Here is a 21,050-nt window from a genome sequence, read left to right on the forward strand (position 1 = left end):
TAAGTAAGTTTATGATATTCTTATGGTTAGTTTGCCTAGTACGTTTGTACTAGGTTTTTTTAATTTTTTTTAGATTAGGAGGTGGAAAATTTGAGAAAGATGCTTAAGTATGCATCTAAAAAAACAACTTCAGTATTAATGGTTTTAGCACTTTTATTTAATCTGTTTACTTTTAATTTAGGTGTAGCATACAGCATAGAAGTAAATGAACCAGAATTTATTATTAACAATGCAGATGCACAGTATATGGGTTTTGGAGACGATTTACATATTCAACTGCTAAATACTGAATATAATGGCGAAGGTTCTAATGAGACAGTAACTACAGTTGTTTATGGCAAATCTATTCCTTTAGATGAATTTGAACAACCTATTGAAGAACTAGCCACTGAATTTAAAGTTGAGTTTAAAAGTGTAATAGAAAATGTATATGGGCAAGATGTTTATACACCAGATTTTGAACTTTTTGGGCACTTTGTTGATTCTAGAAATGGCGAAGAATATTCTAGACTTGATGAAGATTTTATCAATAAGTCAGAAAATGCAAGGACTGCAATACCTGTATATGCAGCAAAGAAAAATGAGATAGAACTTAACTATCTAAATAAAAGTATAAAATTCTATTGGATACCAGAACCACCGGAATTTAATATAGCAAAAGATGAGTATTATGATAATGATACTATAGAAGTTGAATTGTTTAATGTTGTTGATTCAGAACAAATAGCGATTGAAGGCAGTTCGGTAATAGTAGATGAAAATAATAATGAGATTGGACAACCTGTAGATTTTAAAGTGGTTTTCCATGAAGAATATGATCCAAAGTATAGATTCTATAAACTATATGGTCATTTTTCTGATAAGAATAATACTGATGAATATATTGAATTAGGTGAAACATTAGAAGGGAAAACTGATGATGAATTAACAGCTATTCCTGTAGATAAGAGAGAAAGAAATAAAATAACTTTAAAATATAATGAAAATACTGAAGTTGTATTTTACTGGCAATCAACTGACTATTGGATAAACGCACATAAATTAACTTATGATATTCAAGAAAATCCAATTGTTGATGTTGCATTAGAAAATTTTACAGGTTATAAAGACAAATTATATATTGAATTATTGACTAAAGATACAGAAACACCTACTACCATTGCAAAACTAGGGTATAGAGAAACTATTACAAATGAAGACCCGAATAGTAATGAAGAAATAGTTAGATTTTCTTATGAGGCTGAAAATAGTGAATTATTTATAGATTTTAGTGATAAAGAAATAAACAATCAAGAAATCTTAGTTAAACTTGTATATGATAAGAATGATGATGGAATACCAGAAAAATCTGAACAGCTTTGGGAAGCAAGAGTAGATAATAGTCCTCCAAATCCTAATACATGGTTTAATGGAGAAGAAATAATAGATGGTACTAAGTATTATACAGTAAAAGTAAATTTTGATGATATGGTTAGGGGAAGTTCTATATCAGAGTACAACTTTGAGCTTAAAAAAGATGATATATCAACTGGAGTATATCCAGATATGATTAAATTATTTGGTGATGAGAATACTGATTCTTATTATGAAGTTAAGTTGTATTTTATAGAAAGTAATTTTAATGGCAACTTACTTGTAGTAAAAAATATTGAAGATAAAGTAGGTCATATTTTAGATGAAAAGGTTACTGAACTTAAGATGGATATTCATATTAAAGGGAATGTAATTGATCAACAAGGAAATATATTATCCAATATAGAAGGTGCTGAGATTATTTTAGTACCAGAAGATTTAGATTTATCAATGATCGATTTCGAAAATGAAAGTATTTATGATTATGTAGATTTTATCTATGTTGATGAAAATGGAATGTTTGATAGATGGATAGAGCCTGGAAGATATAAGGTAGTAAGTTTAAAAATTTGGGATGGAAATGGTGAAAAATCAATTAGTATTGATAAAAATATAGAAGTTCCATATATGGCTGATGGAGAAATTTTTAATTTTGATATTCAAATTCCAAATGATAATGTATTCGGTAATGTTCATAGAGAAGAGGGAGAGCTTTATACAGATAAATTATTAATAATTGATACTAGTTATTTATCTTATATAGAAGATAAAGATGTACAAAATGATGAAATATTTAGGATATTTGGAAAGACTGTTGGAACAAATGAAGATGGAAGCTTTTCAATACATCTTGCTCCTGGCGAGTATTTAGTTATTGGCAAACAGCTAGGATTTACTCATATAAAACCTGAAGAAGAATATATATTTACAGTCAATAATGAAGGATCTATATACTTAGATAAAGAAATAACATTTCCTTTAACCAATATATTCGGAAATATTATAGACCAAAAGGGTAATCCTCTACAAAACGGTCATGTAGTTATTGTAGATGATAATAATGGTTTTTATGACACGATGACAGATCCATCTGGTAATTTTGGTATAGCTTTAGATGATGGCAATTACTATCTTGCAACTGTGTCCAAAATTTTTAATGAAAATGAAAATGGAGGACTTTACTTTGTAAACAAACAATTCCAAGTTCTAAACGGGGAAATAGTGTTAGTTGATGATAAAAATCCACTAGAAAATATACAAATACCACTACCAAATCTTGAGATAAAACTAACTCAAGACGGACAAATTTATAAAGGTGAAGCTGGTATAGAATTTAATTTTGAATATAACGGTGAAACTGTTGAGCCAGGTTCATATACTAGGACAGGTACATTTGAATTTTATCTGTTACCTGGAGCTTATAATTTTTATGATCTGTGGGCATTTAACGAAAAAACTAATGAAAAAATAAAAGTAGAGAATATGGATTTAAAAATAATTTTAGATGAAAATTCAAATTATACAGGAGAAAATGCTTATGTAATAGACCTAGATAATATAAAGCAAGAGAGTAGCAATATAGTAATTTCTTTAGTATATGAAGATGGAACGCCTTTATCAGGGTATGGGCTTCCAATACGTGGAATAGAGAACTCTATAGAAGAGTGGAGAAAAACAGATAAAGACGGCAAGATTTACCTAAGTTTAGAGCCTGGATTATATAAGATTGATGGTTATGAAAAGGATGGTGATTGGAAAGATTTGGATTATAAGTTTGAAGTAACTGAAGCACATACTATAGATAATAAACTACAAGTAGTTATTACTATAAAACAGCCTAATGTATTAGGACAAGTTTTAAATGAAGATAATAATCCTATACCTAATGCTTGGGTAGATTTAGAAAAACTTCCTGATGCAGCAAAGGGTGAATTTTTCAGTGAATATATGGGATTCGGTACAAATGAAAATGGTGAATTTGCAATAAATCTTGAAGAGGGAGAGTACCTTGTAAAAGGTATATGGAATCCAAATGAACAGATATGGCAGGAGGTTAATATAAAATTTTATATAGTTAATGAGAATGGAAACCTTGAAGTAAGACTTACACCAGATGGAGAAGGTATTACTAATCTAATAATTCAAAAACCACAAGATAATGTTAAAGGGTATGTATTTAAGAAAATAGATGTTCAAACTAATAAAGGAATACCTTTTGATGGCAGAGCTCAATATGCAGGTGAAGATGATGATTTTAATCAAGTTTGGTTGATCCTAAGAGAATATGGTATTTCAGATGAAGAATTTAAAGAAGCACCTTGGCAATACGAAAAATGGGTACATGTAAAAGAAGATGGAAGTTTTAGTGTATTCTTAGATGAAGCTAAAATATATGAGGCCTTTGCAATTTCTACACCAAGAAAATATATAGAACTTAATCCTGATAGAAATAATCCTATATTAATTGAGCCACCTGCATTGGATTTAATAATAATACCGCCTAAGCCAAACTTTAATGGACAAGTATTAGATTTTGATGGTAATCCAATACCAAATGCATTTATTAGTATTGAAAAAGCCGATTATACGCAGTGGTATGGAACAGAAACAGATGAAGAAGGATATTTTGGATTCAGTTTAAAAGATGGAGAATATATTATTAGAGATATTTCTTACAAAATTGATGATGATTTAGACAAAGGAGAATATTACTCTGATTATACAAAAGAACGTAGGATAACTTTTAATAAGAAAATTATTATCAATGATTTAACAGATAACATTGTGTTAAGACCGAATGTTAAAGGTAATCTGAATATCGGAGACATAAGCATTACTAATAATGATTATGTAGGAATTGGTATTAGAAAGATACTAGATGAACAAGATCCTAATTATGAAGATTATAAAGAGAATCCTTGGAAATATGAGATATGGATGGATGTTAAGTACACAAGTGCGACAAACACTGGTCAATTTATAGGATATCTTGAGGATGGCAAATATGAGATCATCGGTGTTAGTACACCAGATGGCTGGAAACAGTTAGGTATTGAATTCACATTAAGTAAATCTAATTATGCAGATATTGTAACTTATAACGCAGATAATGATACTTATGAACTGAATGTAAATTATGTACCAAATGTAGTAGGTAGAATTTTGGATAAAGATGGTAACCCAGAAGTGGATGCATGGGTTAATATTGAACGAATAGTAGATGAAGAATTTAGTGATGACGGTACTATAGCTTACAACAGTGATTATTATTACAACAGATGGTTTAGCACAAATACAAATGACAATGGAGAGTTTTCAATTAAATTAAATGATGGAGATTATAGGATAACAGGCTATTCTACAAGAGGATATTGGAATGAAAATAATACTTGGATAAATGGTAAATGGGTTAGCGTTAATTATGAATTCAAGATTGTTAATGGTCAATTAGCAGATATATCTTCTTTAGAGATTAGACCAAATGTTATAGGTTATGTAATGAAGTATAATAAAGAAACTGAACAATTTGAAATAGTTCAAAATTCATGGATGAGAATTAAGCCAGCAAATGATAATTGGGAAGTAGATTACGACAACTGGATGGATGATAAATGGGCTAATTCTGATCAAAATGGACAATTTACTTTAGTATTACAGCCTGGTAAGTATAAGGTTGTAGAAGCTGGTGGAAAAGATACTTGGATGCAGCTAAACATAAACTTTGAAGTAGATAACCAGGGTAATCTTGTTCAAAATGAATATGTAGTTAATGGAGAACTTATTGTAAAACAACAAAAACCGAATGTTAGAGGATATGTAAAAGATGAAAATGGAAATATTCTTGCTAATACTCATATAGCTATAAAACCAGCAGGTGCGAAGGAACATGACTGGAGTAATGTAAAATGGATTCAATCTGATGAAGATGGGTATTTTGAGTTGAGATTAGATGATGGTAGTTGGAAAGTAACAAATATATCTGCACCTGGTTTATGGCAAAGAATATATATACCATTTACAGTAGATGGAGAGAATATAAGCTCACCAGTTGATGGAGTAATACAAAATGGATTATTGCAAATTAAGCCTCCAGTTCCTAATCTTGTAGGTATAGTTAAAGATTCATATGGAAATCAAGTGACTGATAAAGCATGGTTAACAATTAAACCAGCAGATGCGGGTATAAATGATTGGGACAATGCATACTGGATCGAATACAAAAATTATGATGGTGAATATAAATTTAAAATATACTTAGAACCAGGTGAATATAAAGTAGTTAACGTATATGGACATAATTTTAACTATGAAACAGATATTAGATTTACTATAGGTCATGATGGAACTTTAATTGACTCAGAAAATGTAGTTAATGGCGAATTGGTTGTAACGCCACCCGAACCTAATGTTATTGGTACAGTTACAGCTAATATAGATGGGCAAGAACAGGTGTTAAGTTACGGATGGATAGGAATTGCAAGATACGATAATGAAGGAAATCAACTTACTTTAGATGGATTAAGGATAAATGAAGAAAAGTATTATAATACTGATGATATTTATTGGCACTATACTAAATGGGTAAATGTTGATGAAAATGGACAGTTTAGTATTAGATTGGAGCCAGGTTTATATAAAGTAATAGCTGTATCTGGTAATGGAATATGGTATAAACCTTATACTGAGTTTACTGTAAATGAAGGTCAACAGACTCATGTTGAAGTCAAAGAGCCGGGACCAAACGTTACAATAATTATCAAGAATACAGGACTAAATGATCAAGAAGCTTGGATAGACATTGAATTAGATAAGAAAGGAACTAAGCATTATGTGCCTGTTCAATTGAAGAGTGCTAACAATGGTGAGTATGTATTTGAAACTAGATTAAGAACAGGAGATTATGTAATTAAGAACTTTGGCACACCTTCATATTGGACAGAAATCGAACAAGAATTTACTGTTAATGATGAGCAAACTCAACTTAACATAGTAATAGATTTCAATAACGAAACTAAGAAGAAGGTAATGGGACAAGTTAAACAAAATGGAGCAAGTTTAAGTGGAAAAGTATGGGTTGCAATTCAACCAGTTGTTAATGGAGTAATAGATACTTCAGTTGAAAAGAGATGGATACAGACATCAGAAGATGGCACATTTACTTTCAAGCTTGATTCAGGAGAAACATGGGCAGTGACTGATATAACAACGTCAGAGGGATATTATGCTATTAATTCACCTCTAAACTACAGTGTTACTGTAACACAAGACGCTATACAGTCACCATCAGAATGGATTATAGACTTAAGTTTACTTCAATAATATTAACTGTGGGCTACTTAGCCCACAGTATCATCTTTATACTCTAAAAGGATGGGAGTGAAAAATAGATGAGAATAAATATGAAAAAGTATTTTATAAATAAATTACTGGCTTTTGCTATAATTTTTACTATAATCTTTACACAATTTGCAGTATTTAATACCGTTAAAGCTGTATCTACTTTTACTATTAGTCCAAAAGCTGTAAGCAGTTCATCTCTTCCTAAAAGGATTACAATAACATCACCAAATTCATTTACAGCAGGCAATAGCACTCCTTATATAATGCAGAATGGATCAGTAGTTAAAACTGCACAAGTTAGTAGTGTTACTTCAACTGCAGATGAAGTTAGTTTTACATTAGGAACAGGTTTAACAAATGGTGTATACGATATAAGGATAGTAGATCCAAAGGGTACTTATGATGTTGGGACTATAATAATAGGGGATCCTTCAATTAGCAGTATTTCACCAACGAGTCTAGCAAAAGATTATAGTAATCAAGAAATAACTGTTACAGGAGTTAATACTAATTTTACTTTAGGAAAAACTTCAGTTGAAATATTAGACAGTCAGAATCAAGTAATGAATTACGTAGATTCTATTACATCAGTAGGTTCTAATACAAACTTAACATTTAAATTAAAAGACGGCTTACCTTCTGGAACATATTCGATAAGAGTTACTACAGATGATGAGATTGTTACTGCTGTTAATGCTTTAGAAGTAAGAGAAACACCATCTATTTCAATTTCACCTAATAGTATAAGTGAGGGTTATTCTACAACTACTATTAATGTTACTGGAGTTAATACAGGTTTTAGTCAAACCCAAACAACAGTTAGTATTATAGGAAAAAGCAATATTGTGGGTGCTATAGTTGTTAATAATGGAAATAGTTTATCATTTTCATTAAACAGTGGTTTAGAACCAGGAGTATATACTGTAGAAGTTAGTACGGGAAATGAAGTAGTGCAAACGACTTTATCAGTAAACTCTGTATCAGCTTCACTTCAGTACCAAGGATTAGATTTAGATAAAATTCCTGTAGGTTATATATCTCCTTATAATTTTGTTTTAGTAGGGACTAATACAAGCTTTTCAAGTGGAATAACACAATTAAATCTATATAATGGAAATCCTGATAGTGGTGGTACTGATATAACAGCAACTTATATTTCGAATATAAATGTATCTAATGGTAATAATATAAGCTTTCAGTTGGAAACAGGATTGCCAGTGGGAACATATTATGTTAGAGCTGTGACAGGTAGTCAGATAGTAGAAGATACTTTTACAGTTGTTGCACCACAAATAACAAACGTGGAATTTGTTTCAGATGTTGTAAGTGGGAATAATATACCTGAAGGATACAAAAAAATGACTGTAGAAATAACAGGAACAAATACATTATTTAGACAAGGAACAACAACGGTTGAAATTCAAGAGCTAACAGGTAAAACTGAAACAGTAGTTGTTGAAGATTCTACACATTTAAGCTTTTCATTAAAAGAAGGATTAAGTGCGGGAAATTATACAATTGTAATAGATATTGATGGAGATAGTAATACTAGTTCAGATAAAGCTACTTATCAATTTACTGTAACTTCACCTACAATAGTATCGGTTTCCCCAAACACTATTGTTAATGCAAGCAGTACACCGATCACAATAACTGTAATAGGCGATAAGACTCATTTTTCAAAATCAGTACCTATAATAGAAATATTAGATGATCAACAAACAGCTATATCAGAAGCTACAATTTCTAATGTAGAAGTTGTTAGTGATACCAAACTCACTTTTAATTTAATCCCTAATACTATAACAGCACAAGGCAATTATGGAATTAAGATAACTACATCCAGTAGTTCAATAAATGAAGTTGTTCAAGGCAGTGCGTTAATAAAAGTAAATACTGCTGGAATTAGCAGTATATCTCCTTCATCAGTATACAAGGATGAATTGGGAAGCAAAGAAATAACTATAACTGGTATTAATACAAACTTTATTCAGGGTAATACAACTTTAACTATTGATAATAATCCAATCAGCAATGTGAACATTATTTCAACTTCACAATTAAATTTTACAATACCAAATGAAAGCTATTTAACAGAAGGTACACATACAATAAAAGTAGTTGATGGAAATGGTGATGAGCTTGAAACAAGTATATTAGTAGCTGTTCGTTCGATAGCAATATCTCCTAAGGAAAAAGATTTTGGATATAGCTCTTTTACAATGTTAGTAACAGGGGAAGGGTTGACTTTTAACACAACAGATAAAAAACCTTCTTTAACAATTTCTGGATATGGTGGAGTTACTATAAGTAATAGCGAGATAAATTCAACTCAATTTACGTTTAATTTCCCAGAGGGTCTTGAGGCTGGAGATTACACAATAACTGTTATTTGGAACGGTTTAAGTTTTACAGATACTTTTACTGTAAATGAAGCAATAAATCAAGAACAAACACAAGAAGATCAGCAAGGACAATCGCAAGAGCAGCCACAAGAACAACAGCAAGAACAACCACATGTTCAACCTCAGATACCAATAATACCGCTACCTATTATTCAAGAAGAACCACAAAATCTTGAAGAGAATTTAGAATTATTAAAAGAAGAAAGTGAAAAATCTATAGAAGAGAAAGTATTAGAAGATGGAATAATAATAAATCAGATAATTTATGATGAACAAAAAACTTTAGAAACTATTAATAATTTAGCAAGTGATAGTTTTGATATTATAGAAGAAGAAATGTCAAATATTGAAGTTAAATTACCTTACAGTATAGTAAATGTTCTTAAAGAAAAAGATGATGATATGTCAGTAATGGTTAAATCTAATTTGGCAGAATATATTTTACCAGTAGATGTAATTGATATGAATGAGATCAAAAATGTGTTAAAAGATGAAAATATAAGTATAGATATAATAATAAAAGAGCCTTCAAAGCAAATAATAAATGAAATAGAAAATGCTGCTAAGAAGCAAAACATGAAGTTGCTAACTACACCTGTAGAGTTTAAAATAGAAGCTTCTGATAGTGAACAGAATAAAATAGAGATAAATAATTTTAAATCAAAATATGTAACTAGAAAAATTACATTAAATGCAACAGTAGATGTTAATAAAGTTGTAGGTGTAGTGTTTGACAAAGAAAATAATACGTTTATTCATGTACCAACTAAAATTGTTAATGAAAATGGGAACTATGTAGCTTATTTGAAAAGAAAGAGTAACAGTATTTATACATTAATTGAAAGTCAGAAGACTTTTGAAGATATTGTAAATCATTGGGCTAAGGATAATATAGAGATACTAGCTTCGAAGCTAATCATAAATGGAAAAAATGAAAATGAATTTGTACCTGATGAAAACATAACAAGAGCAGAGTTTGCAGCACTTTTAGTAAGAGCATTAGGCTTGAAAACTAATGAGATAAGCAGTAGTAAATTTTCAGATATAGAAGGCAAAGAATGGTTTGCAAAAGCTGTTAGCACAGCAGCTGATGAGGGATTAATTACTGGCTATGATGATGGTACATTTAAACCATATAATCCTATAAGTAGAGAAGAAATGGCAGCTATGGTTACTAGGGCATTAAAAGTAGCTGGTAAAAATATAACTGTAGATGATAATGAATTAAATACATTGTTAAATAAATTTGATGATAAATCTAATATAGCAAATTGGGCTAAGGAATCTGTAGCGATAGCTTCAAAAGAAGGTATAATCACAGGTAAAACTTATAATACGTTTGTACCTAAAGATAATGCAACAAGAGCAGAAGCTGCTACAATGTTAATTAGAATGATGAAAGTTGTAGATTTTATAAATTAAAAATGAGGATGCAGTTTTGCATCCTTTTTTGTTTTAGAGAATTATATTTTAATCTGTAAGAAGGAAATCAATCAAAAATGTCAAAATATTAACATAATTAGTTATAGAGAGGTGTAGTATATTGGTTAGGCAAAATGGTATTTTGTTAGAAGATATTTTAAAAATGGACTGTATGAAAAATTGCAAGCTTATTGCTGGCTATAAAGGTATAAAGAACACTGTTTCAAGAGTTAATATTATGGCAGACCCTGACATTTTAGATTGGGTTCATGAAGGGGAGTTGTTATTAACAACAGCTTATTCCTTTAGAAAGGAAAATGTAATAGAGCAGAAAAAATTTATTAGACAGTGTTCAGAGAAAAAATTAGCAGGCATAGGGATTAAGATTTATCCTTATATAGAGTCTTTGTCTAAAGAAGTAATTGAATTAGCTGATAAATTAAATTTCCCAATTATTGATCTTTATTATGCTACACCTTTTTCAGATATTATGACACCGATTTTTAAAGAAATATTTAATAAACAGGCATCTTTACTTCAGAGGTTAGAAAAAATACATGAAAAATTGATGAATGCAATGATGAACAATTTTAGTATTGAAAAAATAACTGAGGTTGTATATGAAAGTGTTAGGAATCCAGTACTAGTTGATTTAGAATTTCCTAAAAAAACAATAATAAAATTTGACTGCGAAGATGACAAAACTAAGAATTTATTATTAAAAAATCTAAAAAAATTTTATAAAGAATCTTCAAGTAAATATAGAGATAATAAATTATATGAAAGCACAGAGTTAATAAAAGGGAAGTACATAAAAAGAATGGTTATGCCAATTCTTGTTAAGAATCATCTTTATGGCTATATCTTTACATGGTCTACAAATACCCCACTAGGTGGGTTTGATTTTTCTGTTTTAGAATCAGCTTCAACAACAATAGCATTAGAAATACTGAAAATATTATCAGTAATGGAGGTAGAAAATCGACATAAATATGAATTTATTGAAGACTTAATATCGTTGGATAATATAAGAAGAGCAGAAGCTGTAGAAAGAGCGGTATTATTTAAGCTAAATCGAGATAATAAATATGTAATAGCAGTAATTAATATTAATAGAAGTACAAATGCAGAAGATGCAGCATTATCTGATGATTCATTTCAAAAGAAAATTACTAGATTGGCAAATTCAATAGAAAAACTTATAGGAGATATTAATATTAATGGTCTTGTTACAAATAAGACCGATAGTATATATGTATTATTATCTTTTAATGATAATGAAAAAATGGATCTAAAGTTAGAGATATTTAGTAATAAAGTAGAAAAGTTATTAAGAAAGAGCTTAGGTAAATTTAAGTTTAGAATGGGGATAGGCAGACAATACACAGGTTTAATGAATGCATATAAAAGTTATATGGATACAATTAAGGCTATCAGAGCAGGTGATATTTTAGATGAAAATTGTGTAGTTAATTTTGAAGATTTAGGTATATATAAAATTTTATGTCATGACTCTTTAAAAGAAGAACTTATGAAATTTTACAATACTACTATTAAATGTTTAGTTGAATATGATATAAGAAAATCTACAGATTTAGTAAAAACGTTAGAAGCATATTTTGAATATAATGGTAATCTTAAAAAAATGTCTCAGGCACTATTCACACATTATAATACTATTCTTTATAGAATTCAAAGAATTAATGATATAACTGGTATGGATTTAGAAAATGCAAAAGACCGACTAAACTTAGAGGTAGCTTTAAAAATTAAAAAAATATTGCAAAATGAAGAAAAGAGTGGCATATGAATATTTTAATTGCCACTCTTTTTCCTTTACTCTTCAACTAATGCAACTGCTCTAATTGGTGATCCTGAACCATCTCTTATTTTTAATGGTAGTCCAAAATATAAAAATCGTTTATTTACTATTTTATCCAGATTACACAAATTTTCTGTGTTTGTTATATCATACTCACCACAAACTAGATGTCCTGAAAAATTTAAGTCTTTAGGATGATCAATTGCAGGTGCATCTACGCCTATGTTGACTACTCCTTTTTCAGCAAGCCACTTTGCTCCTTCATAGCTTAATCCTGTATATGTAGTTTGCCATTTATCTGTACCGAAGTTTCTGTCATAATGACCTGTATATAATAATACAATATCTCCAGGTTTTATTTCTTGTTTAGAATTTTTAACGGCTTTTTCTAAGTCCTTTGGCTCTATCATTCTGCTTTCAGGTACAAATGATACATCTATACAGATTGCACTTCCCCAAAAATATTCTAATGGCATTTTATCGATAGTATCTCCAGTTGGTTTATATTCCCATACTGCATCACTATGTGTTCCTCCATGTTCACTGATTAAAAGATTTCTGGCAGAGAAACCTAAAGTTTTGCTTCCAGTAGTTTTCATATTCTCTTCGTGTGTCATATTTGTCATTATAAAAGTCTTTTGATGCATTGGAAAAACAGACATACCTTGATAAATTTCTTGTGATAAATCAATTAAACGAAGCCCCATGTAGAAATCCCCCTTTTTGAAGATTGTAAATAGAAATTTGTTTCAATTGGGAATGGATAGATTATATTCATTATATCATTTATGGGAAGAAATCCCTTTATTATATTTTTTGAATTAGTTAATGTGTAAATGATGAAAAAATTAGAAATTCTTTGTAACTGTTTAAAATACACAATTACACAAGTTGTATATTTTGGCTCGTTGTAAAGTACATATATACTTATTCAAAAATTTATAAAAAAATAACAAATTATAAGGATAAAAAATGTAAATGGAAAGGCAAGTTTTGTAAAAGAACTACAAAGGTTATAGCACTAATATGTGGAATGGTTAACAGTGAAAAGAAATAGTATTTTAATAAAGCATAAATCAACTGAAAAGTGAGGAGGATGTGGGATGTCAGAAGAAAAGAAGTACATATTAGCTGTTCCTAACTTTAGTGAAGGCAGAAGAAAGGAAGTTATAGAGGCGATAGTTGATCAAGTAAGAAACATAGAGGGCGTAAACTTAGTTAGCTATGAGCCAGAGCATGATTTTAACAGAACAGTTGTAACATTAATTGGTGAACCTGAGCCTTTAAAAGAAGCGCTGCTTAATATGGCAGGTAAATCATATGAATTAATAAATATGGAAGAGCAAACAGGAACTCATCCTAGAATTGGTGCTCAAGATACAATACCTATATTTCCATTTAAAAATATTACATTAGAGGAATGTGTGCAATTAGCAGAAGAGATTGGAAAAGAAATTTATGAAAGATACAAAGTACCTGTTTATTTTTCAGGACACAATGCTAGATGTGAAAAAAGGAAGGCTTTATCTTTCATAAGAAAAGGGCAATATGAAGGGCTTAAAAAAGTAGCTCATACAGATGAAAGAAAGCCAGATATTGGTCCTGCAGCTTTACATCCAACGGCAGGTGCTACAATTGTTAGTGCAGATACAGAAGGATTGACAGCATATAATGTATTTTTGGCTACTGAAGATTTAAGCATTGCTAAGAAGATAGCAAAATCAGTAAGAGGTCCTAGTGGTGGTTTTTCAACAGTTAGAGCAGTTGGCATTAAATTTCCAGAAAGATCTGGGGTAGTTGTTTCAATGAATATGTTTGATTGCACTCAAACACCACTTTATAGAGCATATAACTTTGTTAAACAGGAAGCGGCAAGATATGGAGTAGCTGTTACTGGTTCTGAAATAGTAGGTCCAGTTAAATTAGAACATTTATTAAACTCATTGGAGTATTATTTAGGACTAGAAAATTTTAGAAAAGAGCAGATATTAGAGACACATTTAATGAAGTAGATGAATAGTTAATGCATGATGGCTTTTGGTTGTCAGTTGATGATTAGGTATTACGTTGGCTGACAATTAATTAAATAATATTACAAGGGGGATTTAAAATGTATGATGTAATTATTAAAAATGCTCGTATCCCACAAGGTGACGATACGATATTAACTAATATTTTAGTTAAAGACGAGAAAATTGCAGGTTTTACACAGGATTTAGATGGTATTGATGCTAAGGAAATAATTGATGCAGAAGGTCACTTAACATTACCTGGATGTATTGATTCACATACACATATAAATGACCCTGGCTTTACACATAGAGAGAATTTTCTTACAGGTACATCGGCAGCAGCAAGTGGTGGTATAACAACAATAATAGATATGCCATGTTGTTCAGTTCCATCTGTAAGAAGTGTAGAAAACTTAGAGCATAAATTAGAGGCTATAAAAGATAAAGCAATTGTAGACTATGCTATGTGGGGCGGAGTTACTGGAGAAGATGTGAGAAATGGATGGTTGCATAATGTTGAGGAGCAGGCAGATTATGGGGTGTGCGCTTTTAAAGTATATATGACACCTTCAGTTCCAACTTATCCTAGAGTAACAGATCCGGAGATGTTAGAAGCTTTTAAAGCTGTAGCTAAAACAGGTCTTCCAATAGGTATTCATGCAGAAAACTTTGCTATGTGTGATTTTTATGTTAAGAAGTTCCAAGCTGAAGGTCGTATGGATGGACCTGCATGGGCTGAAGCCAGAATGACTTTAGCTGAAAAAGTAGCTATTCAACTAGGAATAAGCTTTGCTGAGGAGACAGGTGCAAGGCTTCATATAGTTCATATGAGTACAGGTATAGGAGCTATTTTAGTTGGAGAAGCAAAGAAGCGAGGATTAGATGTAACTGCTGAAACGTGTCCTCACTATTTGACACTAAATTATAAAGATGCAATGAGTGAGTTTAAGCAATTCGCAAAGATAGCTCCTCCATTAAGAACTAAAGAGGATAATGAAATATTATGGAAGGCATTACAGGACGGAAGAGTTGATTTTATAGCGACAGATCATGCACCATATGAAATACCTACAGAAAAGGAAGCAGAGGGAATGAATATATGGACAGCTTTTCCAGGAATACCAGGTGTAGAAACAATGGTACCTGTAATTATAAGTGAAGGATATAACAAGGGAAGACTTTCATTAAGCAGATTAGTAGAAGTATTAAGTACAAATCCAGCTAAACATTATGGATTATATCCTAAGAAAGGTGCTATGTTTATAGGTTCTGATGCTGACTTTACAATTATAGATTTAGAAAAGGAATGGACAATAGATAAAGATAAGATGTATACAATGGCTAAATACACACCATTCCATGGATTTAAGCTAAAGGGTAAGCCAGTTAAAACTGTAGTTCGCGGCAAGCTTGTTTATGATGATACTGAGGGCATTGTAGGTCGCGAAGGTTATGGTAAGTTTATAAAAAGACAAAACAAAGGTAAATTAGAAAGATTAATAAAATTCTAAGGAGGTAAATAGAAATGCCTAGACACGCTATATTAGTTATAGATATGTTAAATGATTTTATTGGAGAGAAAGCTCCATTAAGGTGCCCAGGAGGGGAAAAAATAGTTCCTAATTTGCAGAGATTGTTTGAATGGGTAAGAAATAGAGAAGATGACGATGTTGTATTGGTGCATATACAAGAAGCGCATAGAAAAAATGATGCAGATTTTAGAGTAAGACCTGTTCATGCTGTTAAGGGAACTTGGGGGTCAGATTTTATAAAAGAGCTTTATCCTCAAGAAGATGAATATATAGTTCCGAAAAGAAGACATAGTGGTTTTGCATATACAGACTTAGACTTATATTTAAGGGAAGAGAATATTGATACAGTTGTAGTTACTGGTGTTTGGACTAATGTATGTGTAAGAAGTACAGCATCCGATGCATTGTATCATGCTTATAAAGTAATAGCGTTAAGTGATGGATGTGCATCAAAAACAGAAGAAATGCATGAATATGGATTGAAGGATATGAGCTTGTTTGCAAAGGTTATGACTATTGATGAATATATAGATGCGTGGGAAAAGGGAATCGATCCATGGCTAGGTGGAGGAGATACAGAGAATAAAGTTGAGTAATTTGAATTTGTCTGCCTCAATTGAGGCAGACAAATGACTAATTTTTCATAAGACTTAGGAAGAGGGGTAGCTGAATGAGATTGATAGTTGGAATAACAGGGGGAAGTGGTGCTATATACGGAGTAGGACTTCTTAAGGTATTGAAAGAACTTGGTGTAGAAACCCATTTAGTAGTTTCAAGTATGGGAGAATATGTAATGCAGCATGAATGTGGTATTAGTTTAGATGAACTTAAAGAGTTAGCTACTCATTTTCATGATAATAGAAATCTAGCTGCACCAATTGCCAGTGGTTCTTTTAAAACGGATGGAATGGTAATTGTACCATGTTCTATGAAAAGTTTAGCTTCAATTGCGAATGGTATTTCTGATAGCCTTTTAACAAGAGCAGCTGATGTAATATTAAAGGAGAGAAGAAGATTAGTGTTAGTGACTAGAGAAACTCCTTTAAGCGCTATACATTTAGAGAACATGTTAAAACTTTCGAGAATGGGTGTAACCATTTTGCCTGCATCTCCAGGCTTTTATAATCATCCCCAATCTATAAGTGATATTGTTAGTTCAATTATAGGTAGGACTTTGGATCAGTTTGGAATTAATCACAATTTAATAAAGCGATGGGGAGAATAAATTAGAAAAGAGGGATAATATGGAAAGGCAAATGCTAAGAGCAAGCTTGGAGAAGCTTAAACAAAACGGAAACTTGTTAATCTGTGATGTAGAAGTAGATCCAGAATATGAATTAGGTGCGGTGCTAAAATATTATTCCAATACTAGACCAATGTTATTTAGTAAAGTTAAGGGATATAGGATTCCTGTTGTAGGAGCAATGTTTGGAGATAGAAATATATATTACAATATGCTCAACCTAACTCATAGCGATAGAATTTATAGAATAATAGATGCTATTGCCAATCCTAAACCAACTAGACTTTTAAATACAGGCCCTGTAAAAGAAAATATTATAACTAGAAATATTGATCTTCCAAGGATGTTTCCTATTCCTACATTTCACGAGAAAGATTCATCATCATTTATAACTGCAGGGATTGTTGTTATTAAAGACCCAGAAACTAATAAAAGGTATACTGCAGTTAGAAGATTACAAGTTAATGGTGGTAATAGGTTGAGTATACTTGTAGCATCTCCTAAACTTAAAGATCAACTATTGAATTTAGAAAATCAAAATAAACCTTTAGAGGTTGCTGTAATTCTAGGATATGATTATGAATTTCTATTGGCATCTCAGGTAAGTAGTCAATTTTTCGGAGTTGACAAATACGAAATAGATAGTGCTTTAAGAGGAGAACCATTAGAGTTAGTAAAATGTCATTCAGTAGATTTAGAAGTTCCTGCATATGCTGAAATAGTATTAGAGGGAATAATACCTCCGAAAAAAAGAGAAATAGAAGGACCGTTTGGTGAATTGATGGGATACTATGGAGGAGCAAATTCTCATCCTATTATTGAGATAACTGCTGTAATGCACAGAAATAATCCAATATTTCAAGTATCATTCCCTTGTAGAGAAGAACACTTATCTAATGGGTTAATTAGAGAGGTTGAACTTTATACTAGTTTAAGCAAACTTGTAGATGTTAAGGATGTTAACGTAACAATTGGAGGAGGATATAGATTTCATGCAGTAGTTTCAATAAACAAAAAGAAAGAAGGGGATGGGAAAAGTGCTATTTTAGCAGCCTTAGGATGCAATAATGATTTTAAGCATGTAATTGTTGTAGATGATGATGTTGATATATTTAACACGAGTGAAGTTGAAGGAATTTTAGCGACTAGAGTACAAGCATCAAAAGATTTAGTTATTATTTCAGGAGCTAATGGCTCTGTATTAGACCCATCGCATAATTATAAAGGGACTACCGATAAAATAGGTATAGATGCAACAAAACCATTAGAAAAAAAGGGAGTAGATTTTGAAAAGGCTAAGATTCCTAGATATGAAAATATAGAAATTACAAAATATTTTCCCAATATTAAATAAAAAGGTGGTATAAATTATGAAACAAGCATTGGGAATGGTAGAAACAAGGAGTTTAGTAGCTGCAATCCAAGCGGCAGATACGATGGTTAAATCAGCTGATGTTAGAATAGTAGATTTTGAATTCGTTGGTTCTGGTATAGTTTCTGTAATGGTCGAAGGGGAAGTTGCTGCTGTTAAGGCAGCTGTAGAAAACGCTAAAGAAACGGCTAGCCAAATTGCAGAAATTATATCGGTAAATGTGATACCAAGGCCACATACAGAAGTTGATAAGATTTTAGAGTATTAGTGGTGGTGAGAACATGGTAAATTCGTTGACAAATGTAATTCTTAACAATATTTTAGAAAAATCAGGTAATAAAAATAAAGCTAATTTAAAGGCATACAGTAGTACTTCTCATAATCTTAACAAGAGAGAGGAGCAGATACTTTTAGAAATATTTCATAAGAAGAACAATACTCAAAATAGATCTGGAGTAGTGAATAAAATAACATTAGAAGATTTAACGAGAAAAACTCATAAAAAAGAAAGCAGTATTATAAATAGAAAAAGTACCATTACAACTTTAGAGGAATTATCATTAAAACTAAAACAAAAGTAGAGAGAAAAAAGAAAATGGTAATTCTAGTAAAGAGCCAAAAGAAAGTGAGGTGTAGTTTTGAAAAAAGCATTAGGTTTAATAGAAACGGTTGGTTTAACAACAGCGATAACTGCATTAGATGCGGCAAGTAAGGCGGCTGATGTTACATTGGTAGGATATGAGAAAGTAATTGGTGCTGGTAAGGCCGTTAGTGTGACTATACAAATAGCAGGTGAGGTTGCAGCTGTGAAGGCTAGTGTTGAAGCAGGAGTATCAGCAGCTAATAGAGTTGGTACTGTGTTATCATATCATGTAATACCAAGACCTCATGAAGAGGTAGATAAACTAATAGAAAAATTCAAGAAAAACTTTGAGAAAGATAAAAAATCTAACAAAATCAAGGATAAATCAAAAAATAAGAAAAAAGAAAAAGAAAATAAATAAAGGAGGAGTTTATATGAGTCAAGCTTTAGGTATGGTTGAAACTAAAGGTTTAGTGGGAGCTATTGAAGCTGCTGATGCTATGGTTAAAGCAGCAAATGTTACATTAGTAGGTTATGAAAAAATTGGTTATGGATTAGTTACTGTAATGGTAAGAGGAGACGTAGGTGCTGTTAAGGCTGCAACAGATGCTGGTGCTGAGGCAGCAAGAGCAGTTGGAGAGTTGCATTCAGTTCATGTAATACCAAGACCTCATTCTGAAGTTGAGAGAGTATTATTAAAAAATGAATAGTTTTCATCCCATTTTAGCTACCATACTCTCCTAATGAGTCATAATTATTTTTTTAGTTAGAAACAATAAGCTAATCAATAGCCTGATAATAATTATGTTATGGTAGCAGTGATAGATAATAAGGGGTGCTGAAATGGATAAATATGAATTTACAAAAAGTGTAATAAATGAGCTTTTTAAAAAAACAAGTAACATATATGAAGATAGAAAGGATGAAACTGAAAAAAATTTTATAGAGACTAATTCTGTTCATTTGGCTCTAGTATTTACTGGGACTAACATAGGTCTTAATGATTATGTTGATAAGTTAATCAAATTAAAAAGATATGGATTTACTTACGATGTAGTTTTATCAGAAGTAGCTGAAGAGATTATTGGAATGGATGTTTTAAAGTCACGATTGGGTCCGAAAAAAATATTTAATAATGTTACGATAGCAAACTTAGATGTTTTTTACAAATTTGACGGTGTAATAGTACCTATGATGACTCAAAATACTTTAACGAAGCTTGTAATGGGTTTGCAGGATGATTTTATTACAAGCCTTATATGGCATATGCTTTGGTTTGGCAAACCCGTTTTTATTGATTTTACAAATTGTAGAACTAAAATGGGATCAAAAGCAAAAAATCCTTTCTTAAACGAAATGATAGAAAATTATTTATCTAAGCTAATTAAAATGGGCGTTACTGAAGTATACAAAAATGATTTTATAGTAAGGCTTCTTGACAAATTTAAGTCATATAAAGCCTTCGAAATTCAGACTAATGAAGATATAACTGATGATATGAATTTTTTTGAAGGTGTTATAACTGAAAAGGATGTTATTAATATTGCTAAAAAAGAAAAGGAAATTGTCGTATCTGCTAGAACTATTATTACCCCGCTTGCTAAAGACACAGCAAAAGAATTGGGATTAAAGATTAGAAAGAAATAACCAAAGGAGAGGTACAATGCAAATTGGAAGAGTAATTGGTACTGTAGTTGCTACGAGGAAAGATGAAAGGCTAACAGGTTGCAAGTTAATGGTAACTCAGCCATTAAATCTTGATTTTAAGCCTTCTGGAAATCCATTAATCACTGTCGATACTGTAGGTGCTGGCATTGGTGAGATAGTAATCTATTCAAGAGGTGCTGCTGCAAGATTAGCTGCTGATAGGTTACAAGCGCCCATAGATGCTGCTATAGTTGGGATTGTCGATAACGTTGATGTATATAGGGAATATATGAACGACTAGGAGAGGGGGAGGGCTAGG

Annotated in this window: 15 protein-coding genes; 14 read left to right on the forward strand and 1 reads right to left on the reverse strand. The window is 31.2% G+C overall.

Annotated elements, in window-relative coordinates:
• Positions 1–90: 90 nt before the first annotated feature.
• From TR13x_RS08615 to TR13x_RS08625, 3 genes are all read left to right on the forward strand, one after another.
• On the forward strand, positions 91–6,672 hold the full coding sequence (locus TR13x_RS08615) for a hypothetical protein (protein WP_054871519.1): 6,582 nt from the start codon (positions 91–93) through the stop codon (positions 6,670–6,672).
• 68 nt (positions 6,673–6,740) lie between these two features.
• Positions 6,741–10,520: an S-layer homology domain-containing protein gene (locus TR13x_RS08620; RefSeq protein WP_054871520.1), complete on the forward strand. Its 3,780-nt coding sequence runs from the start codon at positions 6,741–6,743 to the stop codon at positions 10,518–10,520.
• 121 nt (positions 10,521–10,641) lie between these two features.
• Entirely contained in the window at positions 10,642–12,330 is a 1,689-nt protein-coding gene (locus TR13x_RS08625) for a PucR family transcriptional regulator (protein WP_054871521.1), read from the forward strand.
• A gap of 26 nt (positions 12,331–12,356) precedes the next feature.
• Here TR13x_RS08625 and TR13x_RS08630 read toward each other — a convergent pair whose 3' ends face one another.
• On the reverse strand, positions 12,357–13,049 hold the full coding sequence (locus TR13x_RS08630) for a cyclase family protein (protein WP_054871522.1): 693 nt from the start codon (positions 13,047–13,049) through the stop codon (positions 12,357–12,359).
• A gap of 396 nt (positions 13,050–13,445) precedes the next feature.
• On the opposite strand from TR13x_RS08630, the gene ftcD reads away from it, so the two are divergent.
• The 11 genes from ftcD (at position 13,446) to TR13x_RS08685 (ending at position 21,032) form a co-directional block, all read left to right on the forward strand.
• Positions 13,446–14,354 carry a glutamate formimidoyltransferase gene (ftcD, locus tag TR13x_RS08635; RefSeq protein WP_054871523.1) on the forward strand — a complete coding sequence of 303 codons (909 nt, stop codon included), beginning with the start codon at positions 13,446–13,448 and terminating at the stop codon, positions 14,352–14,354.
• Between the two features lie 98 nt (positions 14,355–14,452).
• Positions 14,453–15,865 (forward strand): allantoinase AllB, encoded by a 1,413-nt coding sequence (allB, locus tag TR13x_RS08640; protein ID WP_054871524.1) that lies wholly within the window; start codon positions 14,453–14,455, stop codon positions 15,863–15,865.
• A 14-nt stretch (positions 15,866–15,879) separates the two neighbouring features.
• The gene (locus TR13x_RS08645; RefSeq protein ID WP_054871525.1) at positions 15,880–16,482 is read left to right on the forward strand and encodes a cysteine hydrolase family protein; all 603 of its coding nucleotides are present in this window, start codon (positions 15,880–15,882) and stop codon (positions 16,480–16,482) included.
• A gap of 74 nt (positions 16,483–16,556) precedes the next feature.
• Positions 16,557–17,111 carry a UbiX family flavin prenyltransferase gene (locus TR13x_RS08650; RefSeq protein WP_054871526.1) on the forward strand — a complete coding sequence of 185 codons (555 nt, stop codon included), beginning with the start codon at positions 16,557–16,559 and terminating at the stop codon, positions 17,109–17,111.
• 19 nt (positions 17,112–17,130) lie between these two features.
• Positions 17,131–18,483 (forward strand): UbiD family decarboxylase, encoded by a 1,353-nt coding sequence (locus tag TR13x_RS08655; protein ID WP_054871527.1) that lies wholly within the window; start codon positions 17,131–17,133, stop codon positions 18,481–18,483.
• A 16-nt stretch (positions 18,484–18,499) separates the two neighbouring features.
• A complete protein-coding gene (locus TR13x_RS08660) occupies positions 18,500–18,769 on the forward strand; it encodes a BMC domain-containing protein (protein ID WP_082394843.1) in 270 nt (89 codons plus the stop codon).
• Positions 18,770–18,782: 13 nt separating this feature from the next.
• Positions 18,783–19,082 (forward strand): hypothetical protein, encoded by a 300-nt coding sequence (locus TR13x_RS08665; protein WP_054871529.1) that lies wholly within the window; start codon positions 18,783–18,785, stop codon positions 19,080–19,082.
• 57 nt (positions 19,083–19,139) lie between these two features.
• On the forward strand, positions 19,140–19,505 hold the full coding sequence (locus TR13x_RS08670) for a BMC domain-containing protein (RefSeq protein ID WP_054871530.1): 366 nt from the start codon (positions 19,140–19,142) through the stop codon (positions 19,503–19,505).
• Between the two features lie 13 nt (positions 19,506–19,518).
• Positions 19,519–19,794, forward strand: a complete 276-nt coding sequence (gene pduA, locus TR13x_RS08675) for a propanediol utilization microcompartment protein PduA (RefSeq protein WP_054871531.1) — start codon at positions 19,519–19,521, stop codon at positions 19,792–19,794.
• 133 nt (positions 19,795–19,927) lie between these two features.
• Positions 19,928–20,731, forward strand: a complete 804-nt coding sequence (locus TR13x_RS08680; protein WP_054871532.1) for a flavoprotein — start codon at positions 19,928–19,930, stop codon at positions 20,729–20,731.
• A 16-nt stretch (positions 20,732–20,747) separates the two neighbouring features.
• Positions 20,748–21,032: a EutN/CcmL family microcompartment protein gene (locus TR13x_RS08685; protein WP_054871533.1), complete on the forward strand. Its 285-nt coding sequence runs from the start codon at positions 20,748–20,750 to the stop codon at positions 21,030–21,032.
• The last annotated feature ends 18 nt before the right edge of the window (positions 21,033–21,050 follow it).

It is taken from the genome of Caloranaerobacter sp. TR13, assembly GCF_001316435.1.
Classification (GTDB): Bacteria; Bacillota; Clostridia; order Tissierellales; family Thermohalobacteraceae; genus Caloranaerobacter.

Bases quoted from the DNA above. Each gene is read 5' to 3' on its own strand.
- TR13x_RS08620 (WP_054871520.1), top strand. From the start codon at position 6,741: ATGAGAATAAATATGAAAAAGTATTTTATAAATAAATTACTGGCTTTT.
- TR13x_RS08630 (WP_054871522.1), bottom strand. From the start codon at position 13,049: ATGGGGCTTCGTTTAATTGATTTATCACAAGAAATTTATCAAGGTATG.
- ftcD (WP_054871523.1), top strand. From the start codon at position 13,446: ATGTCAGAAGAAAAGAAGTACATATTAGCTGTTCCTAACTTTAGTGAA.
- allB (WP_054871524.1), top strand. From the start codon at position 14,453: ATGTATGATGTAATTATTAAAAATGCTCGTATCCCACAAGGTGACGAT.
- TR13x_RS08645 (WP_054871525.1), top strand. From the start codon at position 15,880: ATGCCTAGACACGCTATATTAGTTATAGATATGTTAAATGATTTTATT.
- TR13x_RS08650 (WP_054871526.1), top strand. From the start codon at position 16,557: ATGAGATTGATAGTTGGAATAACAGGGGGAAGTGGTGCTATATACGGA.
- TR13x_RS08655 (WP_054871527.1), top strand. From the start codon at position 17,131: ATGGAAAGGCAAATGCTAAGAGCAAGCTTGGAGAAGCTTAAACAAAAC.
- TR13x_RS08660 (WP_082394843.1), top strand. From the start codon at position 18,500: ATGAAACAAGCATTGGGAATGGTAGAAACAAGGAGTTTAGTAGCTGCA.
- TR13x_RS08665 (WP_054871529.1), top strand. From the start codon at position 18,783: ATGGTAAATTCGTTGACAAATGTAATTCTTAACAATATTTTAGAAAAA.
- pduA (WP_054871531.1), top strand. From the start codon at position 19,519: ATGAGTCAAGCTTTAGGTATGGTTGAAACTAAAGGTTTAGTGGGAGCT.
- TR13x_RS08680 (WP_054871532.1), top strand. From the start codon at position 19,928: ATGGATAAATATGAATTTACAAAAAGTGTAATAAATGAGCTTTTTAAA.
- TR13x_RS08685 (WP_054871533.1), top strand. From the start codon at position 20,748: ATGCAAATTGGAAGAGTAATTGGTACTGTAGTTGCTACGAGGAAAGAT.